Here is a 20,047-nt window from a genome sequence, read left to right as displayed (position 1 = left end):
GTATTCACAGCGCCCTTGCGAAGTCTTGTGCCCGAGTTTCCTCGCCCTGCCCCCGCAAAAGTTGACCCTTTTGCTGGGGATTGTGGATAATCGCCCATTGGCCAGACATTCATCGATCCAGGGGAGGTCACCCATGAGCGGTGCCGAATCCTTCGTTCCCACCCCCTTGATGCTCTCCGACGGCGCCCGTGCCCGCCTCGCGGCGCTCATCGAGGAACAGGGCAACCCCCGGCTCAAGCTTCGGGTCTACGTCACCGGCGGGGGCTGCTCGGGCTTCCAGTACGGCTTCGACTTCGCCGAGGAGACCGCCGAGGACGATACCCTCGTCGAGTTCGGCTCGGTGGCCCTGGTGGTGGACCCACTCTCCTACCAGTACCTGGTCGGCTCCACCGTCGACTACGAGGAAGGCCTGGCCGGGGCCCGCTTCCTGGTGCAGAACCCCAACGCCACCACGACCTGCGGGTGCGGCGCCTCCTTCATGGTCTGACCGCAAGCGTTGGTTCAGCGGCCAAAGGCGACCTAGCCCTTCACTTGACGCTTTCCCGGGAACTCGCCATGGTTGATGGCGTGAAACACAAGAAAATCTTCCACGGGGAATCCAATCCTATGAAACATCAACTGAAGACCGCCACCCTGGCCGCCAGCGTCGCCCTCGGACTGGGACTCACCGGCGTGGCCAGCGCCGATGACCACGTCCTCGAGGTCGTCACCGACCCGAGCTTCGTGCCCTTCGAGATGATGGATCAGGAATCCGGCGAGATGGTCGGCTTCGACATGGACATCATCAGCGAGCTCGCCGAGCGGGCCGGCTTCGAGTACAACCTGCGCACGATGGACTTCAACGGCATCATCCCCGCCGTGCAGACAGGCAACGTCGACATCGCCATCGCCGGCATCACCATCACGGACGAGCGCGCCGAGATCGTCGACTTCTCCGATCCCTACTACGACAGCGGCCTGCGCATCCTGATCGGCGCCAACGACGACAGCGTCCAGGAGCTCGAGGACCTGAACGGCAAGAAGATCGGCACCAAGGTCGGCTCCACCAGCTACGACTTCCTCGAGAAGAACCTGGGCGACAGCGCCGACATCACCCCCTACCCGGGCAGCAGCGACATGTACATGGCCCTGCTCGGCGGCAGTGTCGACGCGGTCTTCTACGATGCGCCCAACGTCGGCTACTTCTCCAAGACCAAGGGCGAGGGCCGCGTCAAGGTCGTGGGCGACCTCTACGAGGGTCAGCAGTACGGCATCGTCTTCGTCAAGGGCAGCGAGTGGGTCGAGCCCGTCAACGAGGCCCTGGCCGAGATGAAGGCAGACGGCACCTACGACGAGATCCACGCCAAGTGGTTCGGTAGCGCCAGCGGCGAATGATGCTCGGCCGCTCCCGCTGACGGGGTCGGGTCATGTGGCCCGGCCCCGTTGCGTTGCGCCTCGACATCCATCCCTGTCGTCATCCCCCGCGTCTTGACGGAGAAACCTTGTGGACGTCACCTTCCAATTCGACTGGCAGGCGGCCTTTGCCTCCATTCCCTTCCTGCTCAAGGGCATTCCCTACACCCTGCTGATCTCCTTCGGCGGGCTGGCCATCGGCTTCCTGATCGGCATCCTCTTCGGCCTGCTGCGCATCAGCCGCACCGCCTGGCTGAGGGTGCCCGCCGTCGCCTACATCGAGATCTTCCGCGGCACCCCGGTGCTGGTGCAGGTCCTGTTCATCTTCTATGGCCTGCCGCAGCTGCTGGGCGGTCCGATCAACGCCCTGGTGGCCGGCATCGCCGCCATTGCCGTCAACTCCGGCGCCTACATCTCGGAGATCGTGCGCGGCGGCGTGCAGTCCATCGAACGCGGACAGCGCGAGGCGGGCATGTCGCTCGGTCTGTCCGGTCGCCAGACCTTCCGCTACATCATCTGGCCCCAGGCCTTCCGGCGCATGATCCCGTCCCTGGGCAACCAGGGCATCATCAGCATCAAGGACACCTCGCTGTTCTCGGTGATCGGGGTCGGTGAGCTGGTCCGCCAGGGGCAGGTCTACATCGCCACCACCTTCACCGCCCTGGAGGTCTACCTGATGGTCGCCCTGCTCTATCTGGCGATCACCCTGACCCTCTCGTTCGTGCTTCGCCAGCTGGAGCGCAAGGGCCTGGTCGGACAATAAGGAACACGCGACATGAAAGACGACAAGTCCACGTCCGGCGTCGATCCCATCGTGCGCATGGACAAGGTCAACAAGCATTTCGGCAGCCTGCACGTCCTCAAGGACATCGAAATGACGGTCTCGCCCGGCGAGGTGGTGGTGATCATCGGCGCCAGCGGCTCGGGAAAGTCGACGCTGATCCGCTGCATCAACGGCCTCGAGGAGTTCCAGCAGGGCTACCTGGAGGTCGATGGCAGCCAGCTGGTGCCCCACGGCAAGGCCTCGGCGGCGCTGCAGAAGATCCGCACCGAGGTCGGCATGGTTTTCCAGCAGTTCAACCTCTTTCCGCACCTGAGCGTGCTGGACAACGTGACCCTCGCCCCGATGAAGGTGCGCGGCTGGAGCCGCGACGATGCGACCGAGACCGCCGAACGGCTGCTCGAGCGGGTCGGCATCAGCGACCAGGCCGCCAAGCACCCCGGGCAGCTCTCCGGCGGCCAGCAGCAGCGGGTGGCCCTGGCGCGTGCACTGGCCATGGAACCGCGTCTGATGCTGTTCGACGAGCCCACCTCGGCCCTGGACCCGGAGATGATCGGCGAGGTCCTGGACGCCATGCGCGAGCTGGCCCGGGAGGGCATGACCATGATCATCGTGACCCACGAGATGGGCTTCGCCCGTGAGGTCGCCGACCGGGTGATCTTCATTCACAAGGGCGAGATCACCGAGGAGGGCCCGCCCGAGAAGGTCTTCGATTCTCCGCAGAACGAACGGACCCAGAGCTTCCTCTCGCGGGTCCTCAAGCACTGAATCCCGCCTCCTTCCTCCGCTCGGAAAAGGCCCTGTCGTTATCGACAGGGCCTTTTTTTTCCTGTGGACAGAATTCCCGGCGGCATGGCCCCGATCGGCCTGAAGCCTGCGTCACACGGGGGGATGGACGTCCTTAGGCCGATTGTTCACAGTCGCGGTAACAAGCCAGGTAGGGAGCGGTGGAAAAGCGGTGTCCGTTTTAACGTGTGGACAAGCCGACATTCCATCCACAGCCTCCGGACACCTCGTCCGCAGGACGTCACGCCTTTCTCCTTCCATTGATCAACAACCCAAGATTCTGAAAGATATAAGGTTAATTTCCTTATCCACCGAAAATGTCCACACCAGTAGTTACAACCACAACAGAACTTCTCTTTTATATTCTGTTTTATTGTTTAGGTAGGGAACCAAGGACAGCGGGAAGGAAAATCCGGTGTGGAAAACCCTGACGATTACCCACAGGGGGTTTATACTGGCCCGCTGATTTCCACCCCTGACTGCAACATCGGCGCACCGCGCCAAGAGGTGACCCTTGGAGTATCCCGACCGCTTTGACGTCATCGTCATCGGCGGCGGCCATGCCGGCACCGAGGCCGCCCTGGCCTCGGCCCGCATGGGCTGCCAGACCCTGCTGCTGACCCACAACATCGAGACGCTGGGCCAGATGTCCTGCAATCCCGCCATCGGCGGGATCGGCAAGAGCCATCTGGTCAAGGAGATCGATGCCCTGGGGGGGGCCATGGGCCTGGCAACCGACCTCGGTGGCATCCAGTTCCGCGTGCTCAACGCCCGCAAGGGTCCGGCTGTGCGTGCCACACGGGCTCAGGCCGACCGGGTCCGCTACAAGGCGGCGATCCGCGGCATGCTGGAAAACCAGGCCAATCTGACGCTGTTCCAACAGGCGGCGGGCGATCTGATCGTCGATGGCGATACCGTGCGCGGCGTGGTCACCGAGACGGGCATCCGCTTCCTCGGCGAGACCGTGGTCTTGTGCACCGGCACCTTCCTCGGCGGGGTGATCCATATCGGCCTCGACACCAGCCGTGGCGGACGCGCCGGGGATCCGCCCTCCAACGGGCTCGCCGAGCGGCTGCGGGCCCTGCCGTTCCGGGTCGATCGCCTCAAGACCGGCACCCCGCCTCGCCTCGATGCCCGCAGCATCGACCTCGCGGCGCTCGAGGAGCAGCCCGGTGACACCCCGACCCCAGTGATGTCCTACCTGGGCAGCCGCGAGATGCATCCCCGGCAGGTGAGTTGCCATATCGCGCACACCAACGAGCGGACCCACGAGATCATCCACGCCAACCTCGATCGCTCGCCGATGTATTCGGGCGTGATCGAGGGGGTTGGCCCGCGCTACTGCCCGTCCATCGAGGACAAGGTCCACCGCTTCGCCGACAAGGCCAGCCACCAGGTGTTCGTCGAGCCGGAGGGACTGGATACCCACGAGCTCTATCCCAACGGGATCTCCACCTCGCTGCCCTTTGACGTGCAGCTGCAGGTCGTGCGCTCGATCAAGGGCTTCGAGAACGCCCATATCACCCGGCCGGGCTATGCCATCGAGTACGATTTCTTCGATCCCCGGGACCTCAGGCACTCGCTGGAGACGAAGTTCATCCACAACCTGTTCTTCGCCGGCCAGATCAACGGCACGACCGGCTACGAGGAGGCCGGGGCCCAGGGCCTGCTGGCCGGCCTCAACGCCGCTCGTCGGGCCCGCGGTCAGGAGGCCTGGTCCCCCCGTCGTGACGAGGCCTATCTCGGCGTGCTGGTGGACGACCTGATCACCCTGGGCACCAAGGAGCCCTACCGCATGTTCACCTCGCGGGCCGAGTATCGCCTGCTGCTGCGCGAGGACAACGCCGACATGCGTCTGACCGAGACCGGCCGCGAGCTCGGCCTGGTGGACGACGCCCGCTGGTCGGCCTTCGCCACCAAGCGCGACGCCGTGGAGCGCGAGAGCGCCCGTCTGCGGGCCAGCTGGGTGCAGCCGGGGACGCCCGCGGCCGCCCGGGTCGAGGCCAGGACCGGCAGCCCCCTGCCGCGCGAGTACAGCCTGATGGACCTGCTCAAGCGGCCCGAGCTCACCTATGGCGATCTCGCCGACCTGCCCGGCATCGAGGGGAGCGCCGTCGAGGACGAGGCGGTGGCCGACCAGGTGCAGATCCAGGCCAAGTACCAGGGATACATCGATCGTCAGCAGAACGAGATCGACAAGCTCAAGCGTCACGAGGCCACCCCGCTGCCGAGCGACCTGGACTATGGGCGCGTCGAGGGCCTCTCCAACGAGATCCGCCAGAAGCTCGAGGAGTCACGTCCCGAGACCCTGGCCCAGGCCACGCGCATCTCCGGCGTCACCCCGGCCGCGGTCTCGATCCTGCTGATCCACCTCAAGAAGCGGCGCCTGCTCGACGACAGCCGGACGGCCAGCGCATGACGGTCGTCGAGTCCACCGTCGAGGCACGCCTCGACCGCGGCCTGGAGGCGCTCGGCATCCCCGTGGACGCCGAGGCGCGTCGTCGATTGCTGGCGCTGGTGGGACTGTTGCACAAGTGGAACCGCGCCTATAACCTCACCGCGATACGCACGCCAGAGGAGATGGTCACCCGCCACCTCCTCGACAGCGCCGCGGTACTGCCGTTCGTCAAGGGACCGACGCTGCTCGACGTGGGCTCGGGGCCGGGGCTTCCCGGCCTGGTCCTGGCGATCCTCAAGCCGACGCTTGCGGTCACGCTGCTCGACAGCAACGGCAAGAAGGTGCGCTTCCAGCGCCAGGCCGTGATGGAGCTCGGCCTGACCAACGTCACGCCGGTGCAGTCGCGGGTCGAGGCCTTCGCCCCGGCGACGGGGGGCTATCCGCAGGTGATCTCGCGGGCCTTCTCGAGCCTGGGCGATTTCGTCGCGCTGACCTCGAGCCTGGTGGCACCGGAAGGCGAGTGGCTGGCCATGAAGGGCCCCGCCGTGGATGATGAACTGGCCGGCCTCCCCGAGGACATCGCCGTGGTGGCCCGTCACGACCTCGCGGTACCGTTCGAGACCGGCAGCCGTCAGCTCGTGGTCCTTCGGCACCGGGAACCCATCAAGGCCTGTACCTGAGGCGTCTGTTTCCCCAGCAAGGGAGTTGCACGTGACCAAGATCATTGCCTTGACCAACCAGAAGGGCGGCGTGGGGAAGACCACCACCGCCGTCAACCTTGCCGCCAGCCTCGCGGCCCTGGATCGCCGCGTGCTGCTGGTCGACCTGGATCCCCAGGGGCATGCCACCATGGGCAGCGGTGCCGACAAGCATGACCTGGACGGCAGCGTGCTTGACGTGGTGCTCGGCGAGAAGACCCCCACCGAGGTGATCCTCGACTGCCCCCAGGCCGGCTATGCGCTGCTGCCCGGCAATGGCGACCTGACGGCCGCCGAGGTGGAACTGCTCGACGGCGAAGAGGGCAGGGAGCGCAGCCTGGTCAAGGCCCTGGAGGAGGTGGCCGGCGAGTACGACGTGGTGCTGATCGACTGCCCGCCCTCGCTGAACATGCTCACCGTCAACGCCCTGACTGCAGCCGATGGCGTGCTGATCCCGCTGCAGTGCGAGTTCTATGCCCTGGAAGGGCTCTCCGCGCTGCTCGATACCGTTGAGCAGATCAAGGATAGCGTCAATCCGCAGATCGAGATCTACGGTATCCTGCGCACCATGTTCGATGCCCGCAACAGCCTGACCCGGGATGTCAGCAAGCAGTTGCGCGACTACTTCGGCGACGCACTGCTCAAGACCACCATCCCGCGCAACGTACGGGTCGCCGAGGCCCCCAGCCACGGGCTCCCGGTCACCAAGTACGCGCGTTTCTCGCGAGGCAGCCAGGCCCATCGGGTGCTGGCCAAGGAACTGATCCGGCGCCTGTCGCTGTAGGCCGGCCGCCGAACCCCGCTGGTAGTGATGAGGGAATGTCGATGACGCGTAAACGCGCCCTGGGACGCGGCCTGGATGCCCTGATCGGTGCCAATGCCCGCCGTCGTGAAAGCCTGGACCTGCCCGAGGTCGATATCTCGGAGGGCGTCGAGAGCATCGCGCCACAGGCGGCCGCGCCCGAAGAACGCCTCGAGCGTCTGCCGCTGGGGCAGCTCTCCCGCGGTAAATACCAGCCGCGACGGGACATCCAGCCCGAGGCCCTCGAGGAACTCGCCGACTCCATCCGTGCCCAGGGCGTGATGCAGCCGATCGTGGTGCGTCCCGTCGGCGAGGCCCGCTACGAGATCATCGCCGGTGAACGCCGCTGGCGGGCCGCCCAGCTGGCCGAACTCGACGTGATCCCCGCGGTGATCCGCGAGGTGAGCGACGAGGTGGCGCTGGCGCTGGCGCTGATCGAGAACATCCAGCGCGAGGACCTCAACCCCGTCGAGGAGGCGATGGCCCTGAAGCGGCTGCTCGAGGAGTTCTCGCTGACCCAGCAGCAGACCGCCGATGCGGTGGGCCGCTCCCGTGCCCAGGTGGCCAACCTGCTGCGCCTGCTGACGCTGGATCCCGAGGTGCAGACCCTGCTCGAGCGCGGCGACCTGGACATGGGCCATGCCCGGGCGCTGCTGGCCCTGTCGGGGGCCCGGCAGCGCAAGGCCGCCCACGAGGTGGTCAACAAGGACCTCACCGTTCGCGACACCGAGGCGTTGGTCAAGCGACTGGCCAGCGGTGAGCCGGCGAAGCCCCAGCGGGAGGCGCCCTCCGCGGATGTTGCCGGCCTCGAGACCCGCCTCGCCGAGGTGCTCGGTGCCCCGGTGAAGATCCAGCACGGACGGGGCGGCAAGGGGCGCGTGACGATCCGCTATGCGAGCCTCGATGAGCTTGACGGGATACTCGAACACATCCGCTGACCCCGGAAAGGGGCGGGGTGGAATTCCATTTAGCCCGCTAAACAAATTGGCCGAATTTATCGACTTTTAGTCGTAGAGCAACGAGATATCGTGCGCGATAGCGGCTTTGTCGGTTGAAGCCTGGGTGGGGCTTCCCTATAATCGCGCCGGACTGTACGTTGGCGCTGCCGCGTCGGTCTCGAGGCAAACCGGGGCGCCATGGCGCCGACGAGGCAACTTCAGGGGTAAGCCGATGGCGGCCAGCATCAAGCGTCCGCGCTTCCAGAATCTGCTGCTGGCTCAGCTGTTCACGGTCAGCCTCATGACGAGCCTGGGGGCCTGGTATGGCGGAATGCCCCTCGCCACCTCGGTCGTGCTGGGCGGGATGGTAGCCTTCCTTCCCAATGCCTACTTTGCCTGGCGCATGTTCCGCTTCCAGGGCGCCCGGCACACGAAACAGATCGTCAACAGCTTCTACAAGGCGGAGGCTGGCAAGTTCGGTTTGACGGCGGCATTGTTCACGCTGGTGTTCATCGCAGTGCCCCCCTCAAACCCCGCTTTCTTCTTTGGCGCATACGTGGTGACGCTGTTCGCTCACTGGCTGGGTCCCTGGCTGATGCGGCGTCCGTCACACACCTGAAATCGAGGCAGCTCATGGCAGGCAACAACCCGACTCCCACGGAGTACATCCAGCACCACCTGCAGAACCTGACCTTCGGGTACCACCCGGAAAACGGCTGGTCCATCGCCCATTCCGCTCAGGAAGCCTCCGATATGGGGTTCTGGGCGCTGCATCTCGACACCCTGGGCTGGTCGATCGGCCTCGGTCTGCTGTTCCTGTGGCTCTTCCGCAAGGTCGGCAAGGCCGCGACCACCGGCATTCCGGGCGGGGTGCAGAACTTCGTCGAGCTGATGGTCGAGTTCGTCGACAACTCCGTGAAGGACACCTTCCATGGCAAGAGCAAGCTGATCGCGCCGCTGTCGCTGACGATCTTCTGCTGGGTCTTCCTGATGAACCTGATGGACCTGGTGCCGGTGGACTTCCTGCCGATGCTGGCCCAGAAGGTGGGCGCCATGTTCGGCGCGGATCCCGCGCACGTCTACTTCAAGGTGGTGCCGACCACTGACGTCAACGCGACGCTGGGCATGGCCCTGTCCGTCTTCGCCCTGATCATCTTCTACACTGTGCGCGAGAAAGGCTTCTCGGGCTTCATCGGCGAGCTGACCCTGCACCCGTTCAACTCCCCGAACAAGCTGGTGCAGGCGCTGTTCGTGCCGGTCAACTTCCTGCTCGAGACCGTGACGCTGATCGCCAAGCCGATTTCACTGGCGCTGCGTCTCTTCGGCAACCTCTATGCCGGCGAGCTGATCTTCATCCTGATCGCGATGATCGGCCTCTGGCAGCTGCCGCTGCACTTCACCTGGGCGGTGTTCCACATCCTGGTCATCACCCTGCAGGCCTTCATCTTCATGATGCTGACCATCGTCTACCTGGCGATGGCGGTGGAGAAGCACTGACCTTTTCAACCCGATAGACCATCAACCCATAACCACTAAACCACTCGACTGAAACTGGAGAACCACCATGGAAGCACAAGTTCTGGGTCTGACCGCGATCGCCGTGTCCCTGCTGATCGGCCTGGGTGCCCTCGGCACCGCCATCGGCTTCGGTATCCTGGGCGGCAAGTTCCTGGAAGGCGCCGCACGCCAGCCGGAAATGATCCCGATGCTGCAGGTCAAGATGTTCATCGTCGCCGGCCTGCTGGACGCCGTGACCATGATCGGTGTGGGTATCGCGCTGTTCTTCACCTTCGCCAACCCGTTTGTCGGTTAACTCGCGACGGTCGCAAGACCCGTCGTGACGATAACCCCAAACCTGTGACGCGAGAGGTGCTGGCGTGAACCTGAACCTAACCCTGATCGGCCAGGCTATCGCCTTTGCGTTCTTCGTCTGGTTCTGCATGAAGTTTGTCTGGCCTCCGGTCATGCAGGCTCTGCAGGAACGCCAGAAGAAGATCGCCGATGGCCTGGATGCTGCCAGCCGTGCATCACGCGATCTCGAACTGGCCGAAGAGCAGGCCAACGAGACCCTGCGTGAGAGCAAGGAGCAGGCGGCCGAAATCCTGGAGCAGGCCCACAAGCGGTCCAACCAGATGATCGACGAGGCACGTGAGCAGGCCCGCCAGGAAGGCGAGCGCATGATCACCAACGCCAAGTCCGAGATTGAGCAGGAAGTGAACCGCGCGAAGGAAGAGCTGCGTGTACAGGTATCGCGACTCGCCATCGTGGGTGCGGAGCGAATCCTGGAATCCTCCATCGACGAGAAGCAGCACGGCAAGCTCGTCGACAAACTCGCCAAAGAGCTTTGAGGAGGTGACCCATGGCGGAAACGTCTACCGTCGCTCGACCCTACGCCAAGGCGGCCTTCGAGTACGCTGTTGAGCAGAAGGCGCTGGATGACTGGGCCGGGATGCTCGAGACCGCGGCGCTTGTCGTCAAAGACGACGACATGCACAGCCGCGTGCTCGGCAACCCACGCCTGTCGAGCAACCAGAAGGCCGACGTGGTCGTCGACGTCTGTGGCGACGCCGTGAGCGACGCCGTCCGCAACTTCCTGCGGCTCGTCGGCCAGAAGGGCCGCCTGTCGGCGCTGCCGGCCATTGCCGAGCAATTCGCGCTGCTCAAGGCCCAGCAGGAGAGGCGCATGGACGTGAACATCGTCTCCGCCTTCCCGCTGGACGATGCGCAGCAGGACAAGCTCGCGAGTGCACTGGCCAAGCGTCTGAACCGCGAAATCTCCATTACCACTCAGGTGGATTCCACCCTCCTGGGGGGCGTCATCCTGCGTGCCGGCGACACCGTCATCGACGGCTCGGTACGCGGTAGACTGAACCGCCTCCACGAGGCCCTTTCCGCCTGAGTCTGAGGGACATGGCATGCAGCAACTGAATCCTTCCGAGATCAGCGACATCATCAAGCAGCGTATCGAGAAGCTGGATGTCGCATCCGAAGCCCGCAATCAGGGAACGATCGTCAGCGTGTCTGACGGTATCGTGCAGATCCACGGTCTGGCCGACGCGATGTTCGGCGAGATGATCGAGTTCCCTGGCGGCATCTACGGCATGACGCTGAACCTCGAGCGCGACAACGTCGGCGCCGTGGTCCTCGGTGACTACCTGCAGCTCGAAGAGGGCATGACCGCCCAGTGTACCGGGCGCATCCTCGAGGTGCCGGTGGGTCCCGAACTGGCCGGCCGCGTGGTCGATGCCCTGGGCAACCCCATCGACGGCAAGGGTGATCTGAACACCAAGATGACCGACGCGGTGGAAAAGGTCGCCCCCGGCGTCATCACCCGCCAATCCGTCGACGAGCCGATCCAGACCGGTTTCAAGTCCATCGACGCCATGGTGCCGATCGGCCGCGGCCAGCGTGAGCTGATCATCGGCGACCGCCAGATCGGCAAGTCGGCCATCGCCATCGACGCGATCATCAACCAGAAAGGCAAGGGCGTCACCTGCGTCTATGTGGCCATCGGCCAGAAGCAGTCGACCATTGCCAACGTGGTGCGCAAGCTCGAGGAGCACGGCGCCATGGAACACACCATCGTGGTTGCTGCCGGCGCTGCCGACCCGGCCCCGATGCAGTTCCTGGCCGCCTACTCCGGCTGCACCATGGGCGAGTACTTCCGCGATCGCGGCGAAGATGCCCTGATCGTCTATGACGACCTCTCCAAGCAGGCCGTGGCCTATCGTCAGGTCTCCCTGCTGCTGCGTCGTCCGCCGGGTCGCGAAGCCTTCCCGGGTGACGTCTTCTACCTCCACTCCCGCCTGCTCGAGCGTGCCGCTCGCGTGAACCCCGACTACGTCGAGAAGTTCACCAACGGCGAGGTGAAGGGCAAGACCGGCTCGCTGACGGCCCTGCCGATCATCGAGACCCAGGGGGGCGACGTCTCCGCCTTCGTGCCGACCAACGTGATCTCCATCACCGACGGTCAGATCTTCCTCGAGACCGACCTGTTCAACTCGGGCATCCGTCCGGCCATCAACGCCGGCCTCTCGGTGTCCCGTGTCGGCGGCTCGGCCCAGACGAAGATTATCAAGAAGCTCGGCGGCAGCGTGCGCCTGGCCCTGGCCCAGTACCGCGAGCTGGCGGCCTTCGCCCAGTTCGCCTCCGACCTGGACGAGGCCACGCGCAAGCAGCTGGAGCACGGTCAGCGCGTCACCGAGCTGATGAAGCAGAACCAGTATGCCCCGATGTCCGTGGCCGAGATGGCCATCTCCCTGTATGCCGCCAACGAGGGCTACCTGGAGGATATCGAGGTCAACAAGGTGCTGGCCTTCGAGCGTGCGCTGCAGGACTTCATGAAGTCCGAGCACGCCGATCTGCTCGACACGATCAACCAGACCGGCGACTACAGCGACGAGATCAAGTCAGGCCTCAAGACCGGTCTCGAGAAGTTCAAGGCCACTCAGAGCTGGTAATGCCGACGGCCCGCTCCTCCGGGGCGGGCCCTGGAGCTTTCTGAGGGCCACGAACGATAAGGTAGATCGCTATGGCAGCTGCAAAAGAGATACGCACCCAGATCGGGAGCATCAAGAACACGCAGAAGATCACCAGCGCCATGGAAATGGTGGCTGCGTCGAAGATGCGCAAGGCACAGGACCGGATGAAGGCCAGCCAGCCCTATGCCAAGCAGATCCGCAACGTCGTGGGCCATGTCGCCGATGCCAACCCGGAATACCGGCATCCGTGGATGGAAGAGCGCGAGGTCAAGCGGGTCGGCTACATCGTGGTCTCCTCCGACCGCGGGCTGTGCGGTGGCCTCAACGTCAACCTGTTCAAGTCCGTGGTGAAGGATGCCAAGGCCAAGCGTGACCAGGGCGCGGAACTCGATTTCTGTGCCCTGGGCAGCAAGGCCACCAGCTTCTTCCGCAAGTTCGGCGGCAACCTGGTCGCGGCCAAGAACGGCCTGGGCGAGGCGCCGGATCCGGACGACCTGATCGGCAGCGTGAAGGTCATGCTGGATGCGTACGACGAGGGCCAGCTGGACCGCCTCTACGTGGTGTACAACGAGTTCGTCAACACCATGACCCAGAAGCCGGTGGTTCGCCAGCTGCTGCCCCTGTCGGCCGACATGGCCGAGATGGGGGCGGAAGAGTCCAACGAGGAAAACAAGCGTCCCGGTGGCTGGGACTACCTGTATGAGCCGGATGCCAAGGCGCTGCTGGATAGCCTGCTCGTGCGTTTCGTCGAGGCGCAGGTCTATCAGGCGGTGGTCGAGAACGTGGCGTGCGAGCAGGCCGCTCGCATGATCGCCATGAAGAGCGCCACCGACAACGCCGGCAATCTGATCGACGACCTGGAGCTGGTGTACAACAAGGCCCGTCAGGCGGCCATCACCCAGGAAATCTCCGAGATCGTCGGTGGCGCCGCCGCCGTTTAGCGTCGGGGAGGGCAGAGCCCTCCCGGCAAGCAGGTTTCATTTGCAGGTATTTGAGAGGAACCAAGATGAGCGGACGTATCGTACAAATCATCGGCGCGGTGATTGACGTAGAGTTTCCGCGGGACGATGTGCCCAAGGTCTACGACGCGCTGAATGTCTCGGAAACCGGGACCGTTCTCGAGACCCAGCAGCAGCTGGGTGACGGCGTGGTGCGCACCATCGCCATGGGCACCACCGAGGGCCTCAAGCGTGGCCTGGAGGTCGAAAACACCGGTGCCGCCATCTCCGTGCCGGTCGGCAAGGAGACCCTGGGCCGCATCATGAACGTGCTGGGCGAGCCCATCGACGAGGCGGGCGAGATCGGCGAGGCCGAGCGCATGCCCATCCACCGCAAGGCCCCGGGTTACGCTGACCAGGCGGCCTCCAGCGAGCTGCTGGAGACCGGCATCAAGGTCATCGACCTGGTGTGCCCGTTCGCCAAGGGCGGCAAGGTCGGCCTGTTCGGCGGCGCCGGCGTGGGCAAGACCGTCAACATGATGGAGCTCATCCGCAACATCGCCACCGAGCACAGCGGCTACTCCGTGTTCGCCGGCGTGGGTGAGCGTACCCGTGAGGGTAACGACTTCTACCACGAGATGACCGAATCCAACGTCATCGACAAGGTGTCGCTGGTCTACGGTCAGATGAACGAGCCGCCCGGGAACCGCCTGCGCGTTGCCCTGACCGGCCTGACCATCGCCGAGAAGTTCCGCGATGAAGGCCGTGACGTGCTGCTGTTCGTCGACAACATCTACCGCTACACCCTGGCCGGTACCGAGGTGTCCGCCCTGCTGGGTCGCATGCCGTCCGCGGTGGGCTACCAGCCGACCCTGGCCGAGGAGATGGGTGTCCTGCAGGAGCGCATCACCTCCACCAAGACCGGCTCGATCACCTCCGTGCAGGCCGTCTACGTGCCCGCGGATGACCTGACCGATCCGTCTCCGGCGACCACCTTCTCGCACCTCGATGCGACCGTGGTACTGGCGCGCTCGATCGCCGAGCTGGGCATCTACCCGGCCATCGACCCGCTGGACTCCACCTCTCGCCAGCTCGACCCGCTGGTCGTCGGCGAGGAGCACTACAACACCGCTCGCGGTGTGCAGAACGTGCTGCAGCGCTACAAGGAGCTCAAGGACATCATCGCGATCCTGGGCATGGACGAGCTGTCTGACGAGGACAAGCTGGCCGTGTCCCGGGCGCGCAAGATCCAGCGCTTCCTGTCGCAGCCGTTCTTCGTGGCTGAGGTCTTCACCGGGGCGCCCGGCAAGTACGTGTCCCTCAAGGACACCATCCGTGGCTTCCAGGGTATCCTCGACGGCGAGTATGACGAGCTGCCCGAGCAGGCCTTCTACATGGTCGGCACCATCGACGAGGCCGTCGAGAAAGCCAACCAGATGAAGTAATCGCTCCACCTGGGAGACGTCATCATGACGAAAAGCTTCAAGTGCGAGATCGTCAGCGCCGAGGCCTCGATCTACTCCGGTACCGCCGAGCAGGTCGTGGCGGCTGGCGCCATGGGGGATCTCGGGATTCTGGCCGGGCACACGCCGCTGCTCACCGAGCTGTCGCCGGGTCCGGTCCGGATCGTCCATGGCGGAGGTGAGGAAGATCACTTCTACGTCTCGGGCGGCTTCCTCGAGGTGCAGCCCGACGTGGTCACCGTGCTGGCTGACACCGCCGTGCGTGCCGACGACCTCGACGAGGCGGCCGCCGAGGAGGCCCGTCAGCAGGCGCTGAAGGACATGGACAACAAGTCCGCGGAACTCGACTACAGCCATGCCGCCGCGGAACTGTCCGAAGCCATGGCACAGCTGCGTACCATCCAGCAGCTGCGTCGCAAGTCCGGCCGGAGCTGACACCCGGTCCGTGTCTTGACCTCGACGCCCCCTGGATCCTGTCCGGGGGGCGTCGTCGTGTCTGGACGATCGAAGCGCGAGCGTTCCCCGGCCGGTCCATGAGTCCGGTCCCCCGGCTCGCGACGGGAAGGTGCCCATGTCACTGAGCGATACCCTCCAGGCCCACAAGGCGACGCTGCTCTCCGCCCTGGAGGACGACGACGCGCGACTGGGCAGCCTGCTGCCGGAGCTGCGCTCCGCGGACATCGGCGAGATCCTCGAGACGCTGATCGAGGAGGACGAGGAGCTGCCCCGGGCCCTGGCGCTACTCTCGCGGTTGCCGCTGGAGCGGCGTGCCAGCGTGATCGGCCACCTGCCGGGCGACGAGCAGCTGGCGATCACCGATGCGATGGACGATGAGGTCCTGCTGTCGGTGCTCGAGGAGATGGGGGCCGACGAGCGGGCCGACCTGTTCAAGACGCTGGGCGACGATCGCCGCGAGTCCCTGCTGAGGCGCATGGCCCACCAGGAGCGGGAGGAGCTCAAGCGCCTGGCGAGCTACGAGGAGGGGACCGCCGGGGCCCTGATGACCTCCGACTATGTGGCGATCCCCGTCGGCATGACGGTCTCCCGGGCGATGATGCGGGTGCGACAGACCGCTCCCGATGCCGAGACGGTCTATCAGCTCTATATCATCGACCCCGACGGCCGCCTCACCGGCACCATGTCGCTGCGCCAGCTCATGGTGGCCCGGCCCGGGGCCAGGGTCGACGACCTGATGATCCATGACGTCATCCACACGAGGGTGGACGTGCCCCAGGAGGAGGTCGCGCGGATCGTCGCTCGCTATGACATGCTGGCCCTTCCCGTGCTCGACGCCGAGCAGCGCCTGGTCGGCATCGTCACCCACGACGATGCCATGGACGTCGTCGAGTCCGAGGCCACCGAGGATATCCACAAGGGGATGTCCATCGGCGCCCTGGAAGACGGGGTCAGCCGGGTGCCGCTGTGGAGCCTCTATCGCAAGCGGGTGACCTGGCTGGTGCTGCTGGTGTTCGGCAACCTCTTTTCCGGCGCCGGCATCGCCTACTTCGAGGAGACCATCGCCGCCCAGGTGGCCCTGGTCTTCTTCCTGCCGCTGCTGATCGGCAGCGGCGGCAACGCCGGGGCCCAGGCGGCCACCCTGATGGTGCGTGGCATGGCCACCGGGGACGTGGGCATCAAGGACTGGGGCAAGCTGCTGGGCCGTGAACTGCTGGTGGCCGGCGCCCTGGGGCTGACCATGGCCCTGGCGGTGGCGCCCATCGGGATGATCCGGGCCGGCGAGACGGTGGCGATGGTGGTGGCGGTGAGCATGATCGCCATCGTGCTGTTCGGCAGCCTGCTCGGCATGTGCCTGCCCTTCGTGCTCGACCGTCTGGGCTGGGATCCGGCCACCGCCTCGGCCCCGCTGGTCACGACCCTGATCGATGCCTCGGGGGTGCTGATCTACTTCGGCTTTGCCACCGCCATGCTGTCGGTGAACTGACCCGACCCGTCAAAGACGGACAGTCGGGCCACGCATGTGTATCCTCTGTGGCCTCCACCCACCGGCACCTTCCACTCCAAACGGATCGTTACATGGACTGGCTACAGATCTTCGTCCTCTCCATCGTGCAGGGATTGACCGAGTTCCTGCCCATCTCCAGTTCCGCCCACCTGATCCTGGTGCCGGTCTTCACCGACTGGAACGACCAGGGGCTGGCCTTTGACGTTTCCCTGCACATCGGCAGCCTGACTGCGGTGGTGCTCTACTTCCGCCATGAGCTGGTGGGCATGACCTCCAGCTGGTGTCGCAGCGTGGCGGGGCGGGGGACCGACGACGAGGCCCGCCTGGCCTGGTGGGTGATCCTGGCCACCATCCCGGTCGGGCTGGCGGGGCTCGCCTTCAAGGACACCATCGAGGTGGTCATGCGCTCGCCGATGGTCATCGCTGGAGGCCTGATCGTCTTCGGACTGCTGCTGGCCTACGCGGACTGGCGCCGTCGGGCCACGCGCAACGAATATCATCTGACCTGGCGGGATGCCCTGTGGATCGGCCTCGCCCAGGCTCTGGCGCTGATCCCGGGGACTTCCCGGTCCGGTATCACCATGACGGCCGGGCTGCTGCTGGGCCTGAACCGTGAGGCCTCGGCACGCTTCTCCTTCCTGCTCTCGATCCCGGTCATCGTCCTGGCCGGCGGCCTCAAGACCCTGGACCTCCTCGAAGCCAAGGTGCCAGTGGACTGGGCGGCGCTGGCCGGCGGCGCCCTGCTCTCGGGCATCAGCGCCTACCTGTGCATCCACTTCTTCCTGGCCTTCATCAAGCGGATCGGCATGCAGCCCTTCGTGGTCTACCGCCTCGTGCTGGGTGTCGCGCTGATCTGGCTCTTCGGAGGCGCCTGACATGACGGTACTGCGACCGATTCTCCTGTCCCTGCTGCTCGCCCTGATGCTGGCGGGCTGTTCCGAGCGCGATCGCCCTCTGGACTCCCCGGTGACCCTCGAGGGCGAGATCTTCGGCACCTTCTACCAGGTGAGCATCGCCGACCCCCTGACCCAGGGCGAGGCCAACGCCCTGGAAGAGGGATTCCTGGCCGAGCTCGAGGCGGTGGACGCCGCCATGTCCACCTGGCGCGATGACTCGGAGCTCATGGCCCTCAACCGGGCTCCCCCGGGGGAGTGGCAGACGTTCTCCGACCCGCTGATCGAGGTGCTGGCCAGCGGCCAGTCGGTGGCCGAGGCCAGCGGCGGGGCCTTCGACATGACCATCGGCGACCTGGTCAACCTGTGGAGCTTCGGCCCCGAGGCCCGGCCCCGGGAGGTGCCCGATGACGCGGTCCTGGCCGAACGCCTGGCGAGGATCGGGCCGGACAGCCTGGAGGTTGACGCCCAGGCGGGCAAGGCGCGACGGCTGCGCGACGTCTTCGTCGACCTCTCCGGCGTGGCCAAGGGGCATGCCACCGATCGGGTGGCCGCCTATCTCGATGGCCAGGGACTTGAGGACTACCTGGTCAACCTGGGCGGCGAGATCAAGGTGAGCGGCCACCGGGACGCCGAGTCGGCGCCCTGGCGGATAGGCATCGAGGTGCCCCGGGACGGCCGGCCCGAGGCGCAGCACGTGTTCGCCCTCGAGGACATCGCGGTGGCGACCTCCGGCGACTATCGCAACTACTTCGAGGAGGACGGCCAGCGCTATTCCCACACCCTGGACCCCCGCACCGGTCGCCCCATCGAGCATCGCCTCGCCTCGGTGACCGTGGTGCATCCCTCCGATGCCTGGGCCGATGCCTGGGCGACGGCGCTGATGGTGCTGGGCGAGGAGGAGGGCATGGCGCTGGCCCGGGAGCGCGGGCTCGCGGTGCTGATGCTGGCGCGCCAGGGGGAAGGGTGGGCGAGCCTTGCGAGCCCGGCCTTCGCCGAGCGCTTCGGTCGCGCGACCCTCGACCAACTGGGCGTGACGGTGGTCGAGGACGCGGAGGCCGGCATGGCGGCGGATACTGGACGCCCCCTAGAATAGGGGAAATGAGATGATGCTGGACAAGGAGTCATGATGACGCTCGACGTGGTGATACTGGCAGCCGGGCAGGGGACCCGGATGCGCTCGACCCTGCCCAAGGTACTGCACCGACTGGCCGGCAAGCCGATGGTGCGTCACGTGATCGAGACCGCCGAGGGGCTCGAGGCCGAGCGCACCCATGTGGTGGTCGGCCATGGGGCCGAGCTTGTGCGCGAGGCGCTGGCCGAGGCCCCGACCGAGAGCCGGGTGCGCTTCGCCCTGCAGGCCGAGCAGAGGGGTACCGGCCATGCCGTGGCCCAGACCCTGGATGGCCTCGGAGAGGGCAAGGTGCTGGTGCTCTACGGCGACGTGCCGCTGATCCGCCGCGAGACGCTGGTCGATCTGCTGGCGCGGGTCGACGAGCAGCACCTGGGCCTGCTCACCGTCACCCTGGACGACCCGGCCGGCTACGGGCGCATCCTGCGCAACGAGGCCGGCGAGGTGGTGGCGATCGTCGAGCAAAAGGACGCCTCCGAGACCGAGCGGGCCGTGAGCGAATGCAACACCGGCATCATGGCCATGACCGCCTCCCAGCTGCGCCGCTGGCTGCCCCGGCTCTCCGCCGACAACGCCCAGGGCGAGTACTACCTCACCGACATCATCGCCATGGCCGCGGCCGAGGGCGTGAGGATCGCCACCGCCCAGCCGGCGCGCCCCCAGGAGGTCGAGGGGGTCAACAACCGGGCCCAGATGGCCCGCCTGGAGCGCGCCCTCCAGCACGACATCGCCGAACGCCTGATGGAGCAGGGAGTGGCGCTGCTCGACCCGGCGCGCCTGGATGTCCGGGGACGCCTGACCTGCGGCCACGACGTCGAGATCGACGTGGGCTGCATCTTCGAGGGCGACGTGGAGCTAGGCGAGGGGGTGCGGATCGGTCCCCACTGCGTGATCCGCGACAGCCATGTCGGCGCCGAGACGGTGGTCGAGGCCCATAGCGTCCTCGAGGGCGCCGTGGCGGCCGGCCGCAACCGCATCGGGCCCTTCGCTCGGCTGCGGCCCGGCTCACGGCTGGCAGTGGGCGCCCGGGTCGGGAACTTCGTCGAGACCAAGAACGCCGAGGTGGGCGAGGGCAGCAAGATCAATCACCTGAGCTACGTCGGCGACGCGAGGCTGGGACGTGACGTCAACGTCGGCGCCGGCACCATCACCTGCAACTACGATGGCGCCAACAAGCACCATACTGACATCGCCGACGGGGCCTTCATCGGCTCCAACACCGCCCTGGTGGCGCCGGTGAGCGTGGGACGCGGCGCCACCGTGGGCGCCGGCTCCACCATCGCCAAGGACGTGCCCGATAACGCCCTGGCGGTCACGCGCGGCCGCCAGATCAGCAAGCCCGACTGGCCGCGGCCCAGCAAGCGCCAAGAACCCTGAGGAGA

At 65.9% G+C, this 20,047-nt stretch carries 21 protein-coding genes; all 21 read left to right on the top strand.

The genetic code is table 11. The features are described from left to right. The first annotated feature begins 133 nt into the window (after window positions 1-133). Entirely contained in the window at window positions 134-487 is a 354-nt protein-coding gene (erpA, locus tag BOX17_RS07930) for an iron-sulfur cluster insertion protein ErpA (protein ID WP_071943371.1), read from the top strand. A gap of 119 nt (window positions 488-606) precedes the next feature. Further along, a complete protein-coding gene (locus BOX17_RS07925) occupies window positions 607-1,374 on the top strand; it encodes a transporter substrate-binding domain-containing protein (RefSeq protein ID WP_071943369.1) in 768 nt (255 codons plus the stop codon). A gap of 109 nt (window positions 1,375-1,483) precedes the next feature. After that, window positions 1,484-2,155 carry an amino acid ABC transporter permease gene (locus tag BOX17_RS07920; protein WP_071943367.1) on the top strand — a complete coding sequence of 224 codons (672 nt, stop codon included), beginning with the start codon at window positions 1,484-1,486 and terminating at the stop codon, window positions 2,153-2,155. 12 nt (window positions 2,156-2,167) lie between these two features. Beyond that, complete coding sequence (locus tag BOX17_RS07915; protein ID WP_071943365.1) at window positions 2,168-2,941, top strand: amino acid ABC transporter ATP-binding protein; 774 nt, start codon at window positions 2,168-2,170, stop codon at window positions 2,939-2,941. Window positions 2,942-3,473: 532 nt separating this feature from the next. Further along, entirely contained in the window at window positions 3,474-5,378 is a 1,905-nt protein-coding gene (gene mnmG, locus BOX17_RS07910; protein WP_071943363.1) for a tRNA uridine-5-carboxymethylaminomethyl(34) synthesis enzyme MnmG, read from the top strand. Continuing rightward, the gene (gene rsmG / locus BOX17_RS07905) at window positions 5,375-6,037 is read left to right on the top strand and encodes a 16S rRNA (guanine(527)-N(7))-methyltransferase RsmG (protein ID WP_071943361.1); all 663 of its coding nucleotides are present in this window, start codon (window positions 5,375-5,377) and stop codon (window positions 6,035-6,037) included. The genes mnmG and rsmG overlap by 4 nt, the downstream gene beginning before the upstream one ends. 31 nt (window positions 6,038-6,068) lie before the next feature. After that, window positions 6,069-6,839: a ParA family protein gene (locus BOX17_RS07900; RefSeq protein WP_071943359.1), complete on the top strand. Its 771-nt coding sequence runs from the start codon at window positions 6,069-6,071 to the stop codon at window positions 6,837-6,839. Window positions 6,840-6,880: 41 nt separating this feature from the next. Continuing rightward, entirely contained in the window at window positions 6,881-7,795 is a 915-nt protein-coding gene (locus tag BOX17_RS07895) for a ParB/RepB/Spo0J family partition protein (RefSeq protein WP_071943357.1), read from the top strand. Between the two features lie 232 nt (window positions 7,796-8,027). Next, a complete protein-coding gene (locus tag BOX17_RS07890; protein ID WP_071943356.1) occupies window positions 8,028-8,414 on the top strand; it encodes an ATP synthase subunit I in 387 nt (128 codons plus the stop codon). A 14-nt stretch (window positions 8,415-8,428) separates the two neighbouring features. Then, window positions 8,429-9,292 carry a F0F1 ATP synthase subunit A gene (gene atpB / locus BOX17_RS07885; protein ID WP_071943355.1) on the top strand — a complete coding sequence of 288 codons (864 nt, stop codon included), beginning with the start codon at window positions 8,429-8,431 and terminating at the stop codon, window positions 9,290-9,292. 67 nt (window positions 9,293-9,359) lie between these two features. Next, window positions 9,360-9,608 carry a F0F1 ATP synthase subunit C gene (atpE, locus tag BOX17_RS07880; RefSeq protein ID WP_071943354.1) on the top strand — a complete coding sequence of 83 codons (249 nt, stop codon included), beginning with the start codon at window positions 9,360-9,362 and terminating at the stop codon, window positions 9,606-9,608. Between the two features lie 64 nt (window positions 9,609-9,672). Next, the gene (locus tag BOX17_RS07875; RefSeq protein WP_071943353.1) at window positions 9,673-10,143 is read left to right on the top strand and encodes a F0F1 ATP synthase subunit B; all 471 of its coding nucleotides are present in this window, start codon (window positions 9,673-9,675) and stop codon (window positions 10,141-10,143) included. 11 nt (window positions 10,144-10,154) lie between these two features. Then, window positions 10,155-10,694, top strand: a complete 540-nt coding sequence (locus BOX17_RS07870; protein WP_071943352.1) for a F0F1 ATP synthase subunit delta — start codon at window positions 10,155-10,157, stop codon at window positions 10,692-10,694. A 16-nt stretch (window positions 10,695-10,710) separates the two neighbouring features. Then, complete coding sequence (gene atpA / locus BOX17_RS07865) at window positions 10,711-12,255, top strand: F0F1 ATP synthase subunit alpha (protein ID WP_071943351.1); 1,545 nt, start codon at window positions 10,711-10,713, stop codon at window positions 12,253-12,255. 71 nt (window positions 12,256-12,326) lie between these two features. Beyond that, the gene (atpG, locus tag BOX17_RS07860) at window positions 12,327-13,217 is read left to right on the top strand and encodes a F0F1 ATP synthase subunit gamma (protein WP_071943350.1); all 891 of its coding nucleotides are present in this window, start codon (window positions 12,327-12,329) and stop codon (window positions 13,215-13,217) included. 65 nt (window positions 13,218-13,282) lie between these two features. Continuing rightward, window positions 13,283-14,659, top strand: a complete 1,377-nt coding sequence (atpD, locus tag BOX17_RS07855; RefSeq protein ID WP_071943349.1) for a F0F1 ATP synthase subunit beta — start codon at window positions 13,283-13,285, stop codon at window positions 14,657-14,659. Window positions 14,660-14,683: 24 nt separating this feature from the next. Beyond that, complete coding sequence (locus BOX17_RS07850) at window positions 14,684-15,112, top strand: F0F1 ATP synthase subunit epsilon (protein WP_071943347.1); 429 nt, start codon at window positions 14,684-14,686, stop codon at window positions 15,110-15,112. Between the two features lie 136 nt (window positions 15,113-15,248). Further along, window positions 15,249-16,619: a magnesium transporter gene (gene mgtE / locus BOX17_RS07845; RefSeq protein ID WP_071943345.1), complete on the top strand. Its 1,371-nt coding sequence runs from the start codon at window positions 15,249-15,251 to the stop codon at window positions 16,617-16,619. Between the two features lie 92 nt (window positions 16,620-16,711). Beyond that, on the top strand, window positions 16,712-17,515 hold the full coding sequence (locus tag BOX17_RS07840) for an undecaprenyl-diphosphate phosphatase (protein WP_071943343.1): 804 nt from the start codon (window positions 16,712-16,714) through the stop codon (window positions 17,513-17,515). Between the two features lies 1 nt (window position 17,516). Beyond that, complete coding sequence (locus BOX17_RS07835) at window positions 17,517-18,629, top strand: FAD:protein FMN transferase (RefSeq protein ID WP_071943341.1); 1,113 nt, start codon at window positions 17,517-17,519, stop codon at window positions 18,627-18,629. A gap of 30 nt (window positions 18,630-18,659) precedes the next feature. Then, complete coding sequence (gene glmU, locus BOX17_RS07830; protein ID WP_071943339.1) at window positions 18,660-20,042, top strand: bifunctional UDP-N-acetylglucosamine diphosphorylase/glucosamine-1-phosphate N-acetyltransferase GlmU; 1,383 nt, start codon at window positions 18,660-18,662, stop codon at window positions 20,040-20,042. The last annotated feature ends 5 nt before the right edge of the window (window positions 20,043-20,047 follow it).

The organism is Halomonas aestuarii, from assembly GCF_001886615.1.
In the GTDB taxonomy this organism is placed as follows: Bacteria; Pseudomonadota; Gammaproteobacteria; order Pseudomonadales; family Halomonadaceae; genus Halomonas; species Halomonas aestuarii.
This window is presented reverse-complemented; position numbering and strand designations above follow the sequence as displayed.

Bases quoted from the DNA above. Each gene is read 5' to 3' on its own strand.
- atpD (WP_071943349.1), top strand. From the start codon at position 13,283: ATGAGCGGACGTATCGTACAAATCATCGGCGCGGTGATTGACGTAGAG.
- BOX17_RS07850 (WP_071943347.1), top strand. From the start codon at position 14,684: ATGACGAAAAGCTTCAAGTGCGAGATCGTCAGCGCCGAGGCCTCGATC.
- BOX17_RS07835 (WP_071943341.1), top strand. From the start codon at position 17,517: ATGACGGTACTGCGACCGATTCTCCTGTCCCTGCTGCTCGCCCTGATG.
- erpA (WP_071943371.1), top strand. From the start codon at position 134: ATGAGCGGTGCCGAATCCTTCGTTCCCACCCCCTTGATGCTCTCCGAC.
- BOX17_RS07895 (WP_071943357.1), top strand. From the start codon at position 6,881: ATGACGCGTAAACGCGCCCTGGGACGCGGCCTGGATGCCCTGATCGGT.
- atpB (WP_071943355.1), top strand. From the start codon at position 8,429: ATGGCAGGCAACAACCCGACTCCCACGGAGTACATCCAGCACCACCTG.
- BOX17_RS07915 (WP_071943365.1), top strand. From the start codon at position 2,168: ATGAAAGACGACAAGTCCACGTCCGGCGTCGATCCCATCGTGCGCATG.
- atpA (WP_071943351.1), top strand. From the start codon at position 10,711: ATGCAGCAACTGAATCCTTCCGAGATCAGCGACATCATCAAGCAGCGT.
- BOX17_RS07925 (WP_071943369.1), top strand. From the start codon at position 607: ATGAAACATCAACTGAAGACCGCCACCCTGGCCGCCAGCGTCGCCCTC.
- mgtE (WP_071943345.1), top strand. From the start codon at position 15,249: ATGTCACTGAGCGATACCCTCCAGGCCCACAAGGCGACGCTGCTCTCC.
- atpG (WP_071943350.1), top strand. From the start codon at position 12,327: ATGGCAGCTGCAAAAGAGATACGCACCCAGATCGGGAGCATCAAGAAC.
- BOX17_RS07840 (WP_071943343.1), top strand. From the start codon at position 16,712: ATGGACTGGCTACAGATCTTCGTCCTCTCCATCGTGCAGGGATTGACC.
- rsmG (WP_071943361.1), top strand. From the start codon at position 5,375: ATGACGGTCGTCGAGTCCACCGTCGAGGCACGCCTCGACCGCGGCCTG.
- BOX17_RS07890 (WP_071943356.1), top strand. From the start codon at position 8,028: ATGGCGGCCAGCATCAAGCGTCCGCGCTTCCAGAATCTGCTGCTGGCT.
- BOX17_RS07870 (WP_071943352.1), top strand. From the start codon at position 10,155: ATGGCGGAAACGTCTACCGTCGCTCGACCCTACGCCAAGGCGGCCTTC.
- atpE (WP_071943354.1), top strand. From the start codon at position 9,360: ATGGAAGCACAAGTTCTGGGTCTGACCGCGATCGCCGTGTCCCTGCTG.
- glmU (WP_071943339.1), top strand. From the start codon at position 18,660: ATGATGACGCTCGACGTGGTGATACTGGCAGCCGGGCAGGGGACCCGG.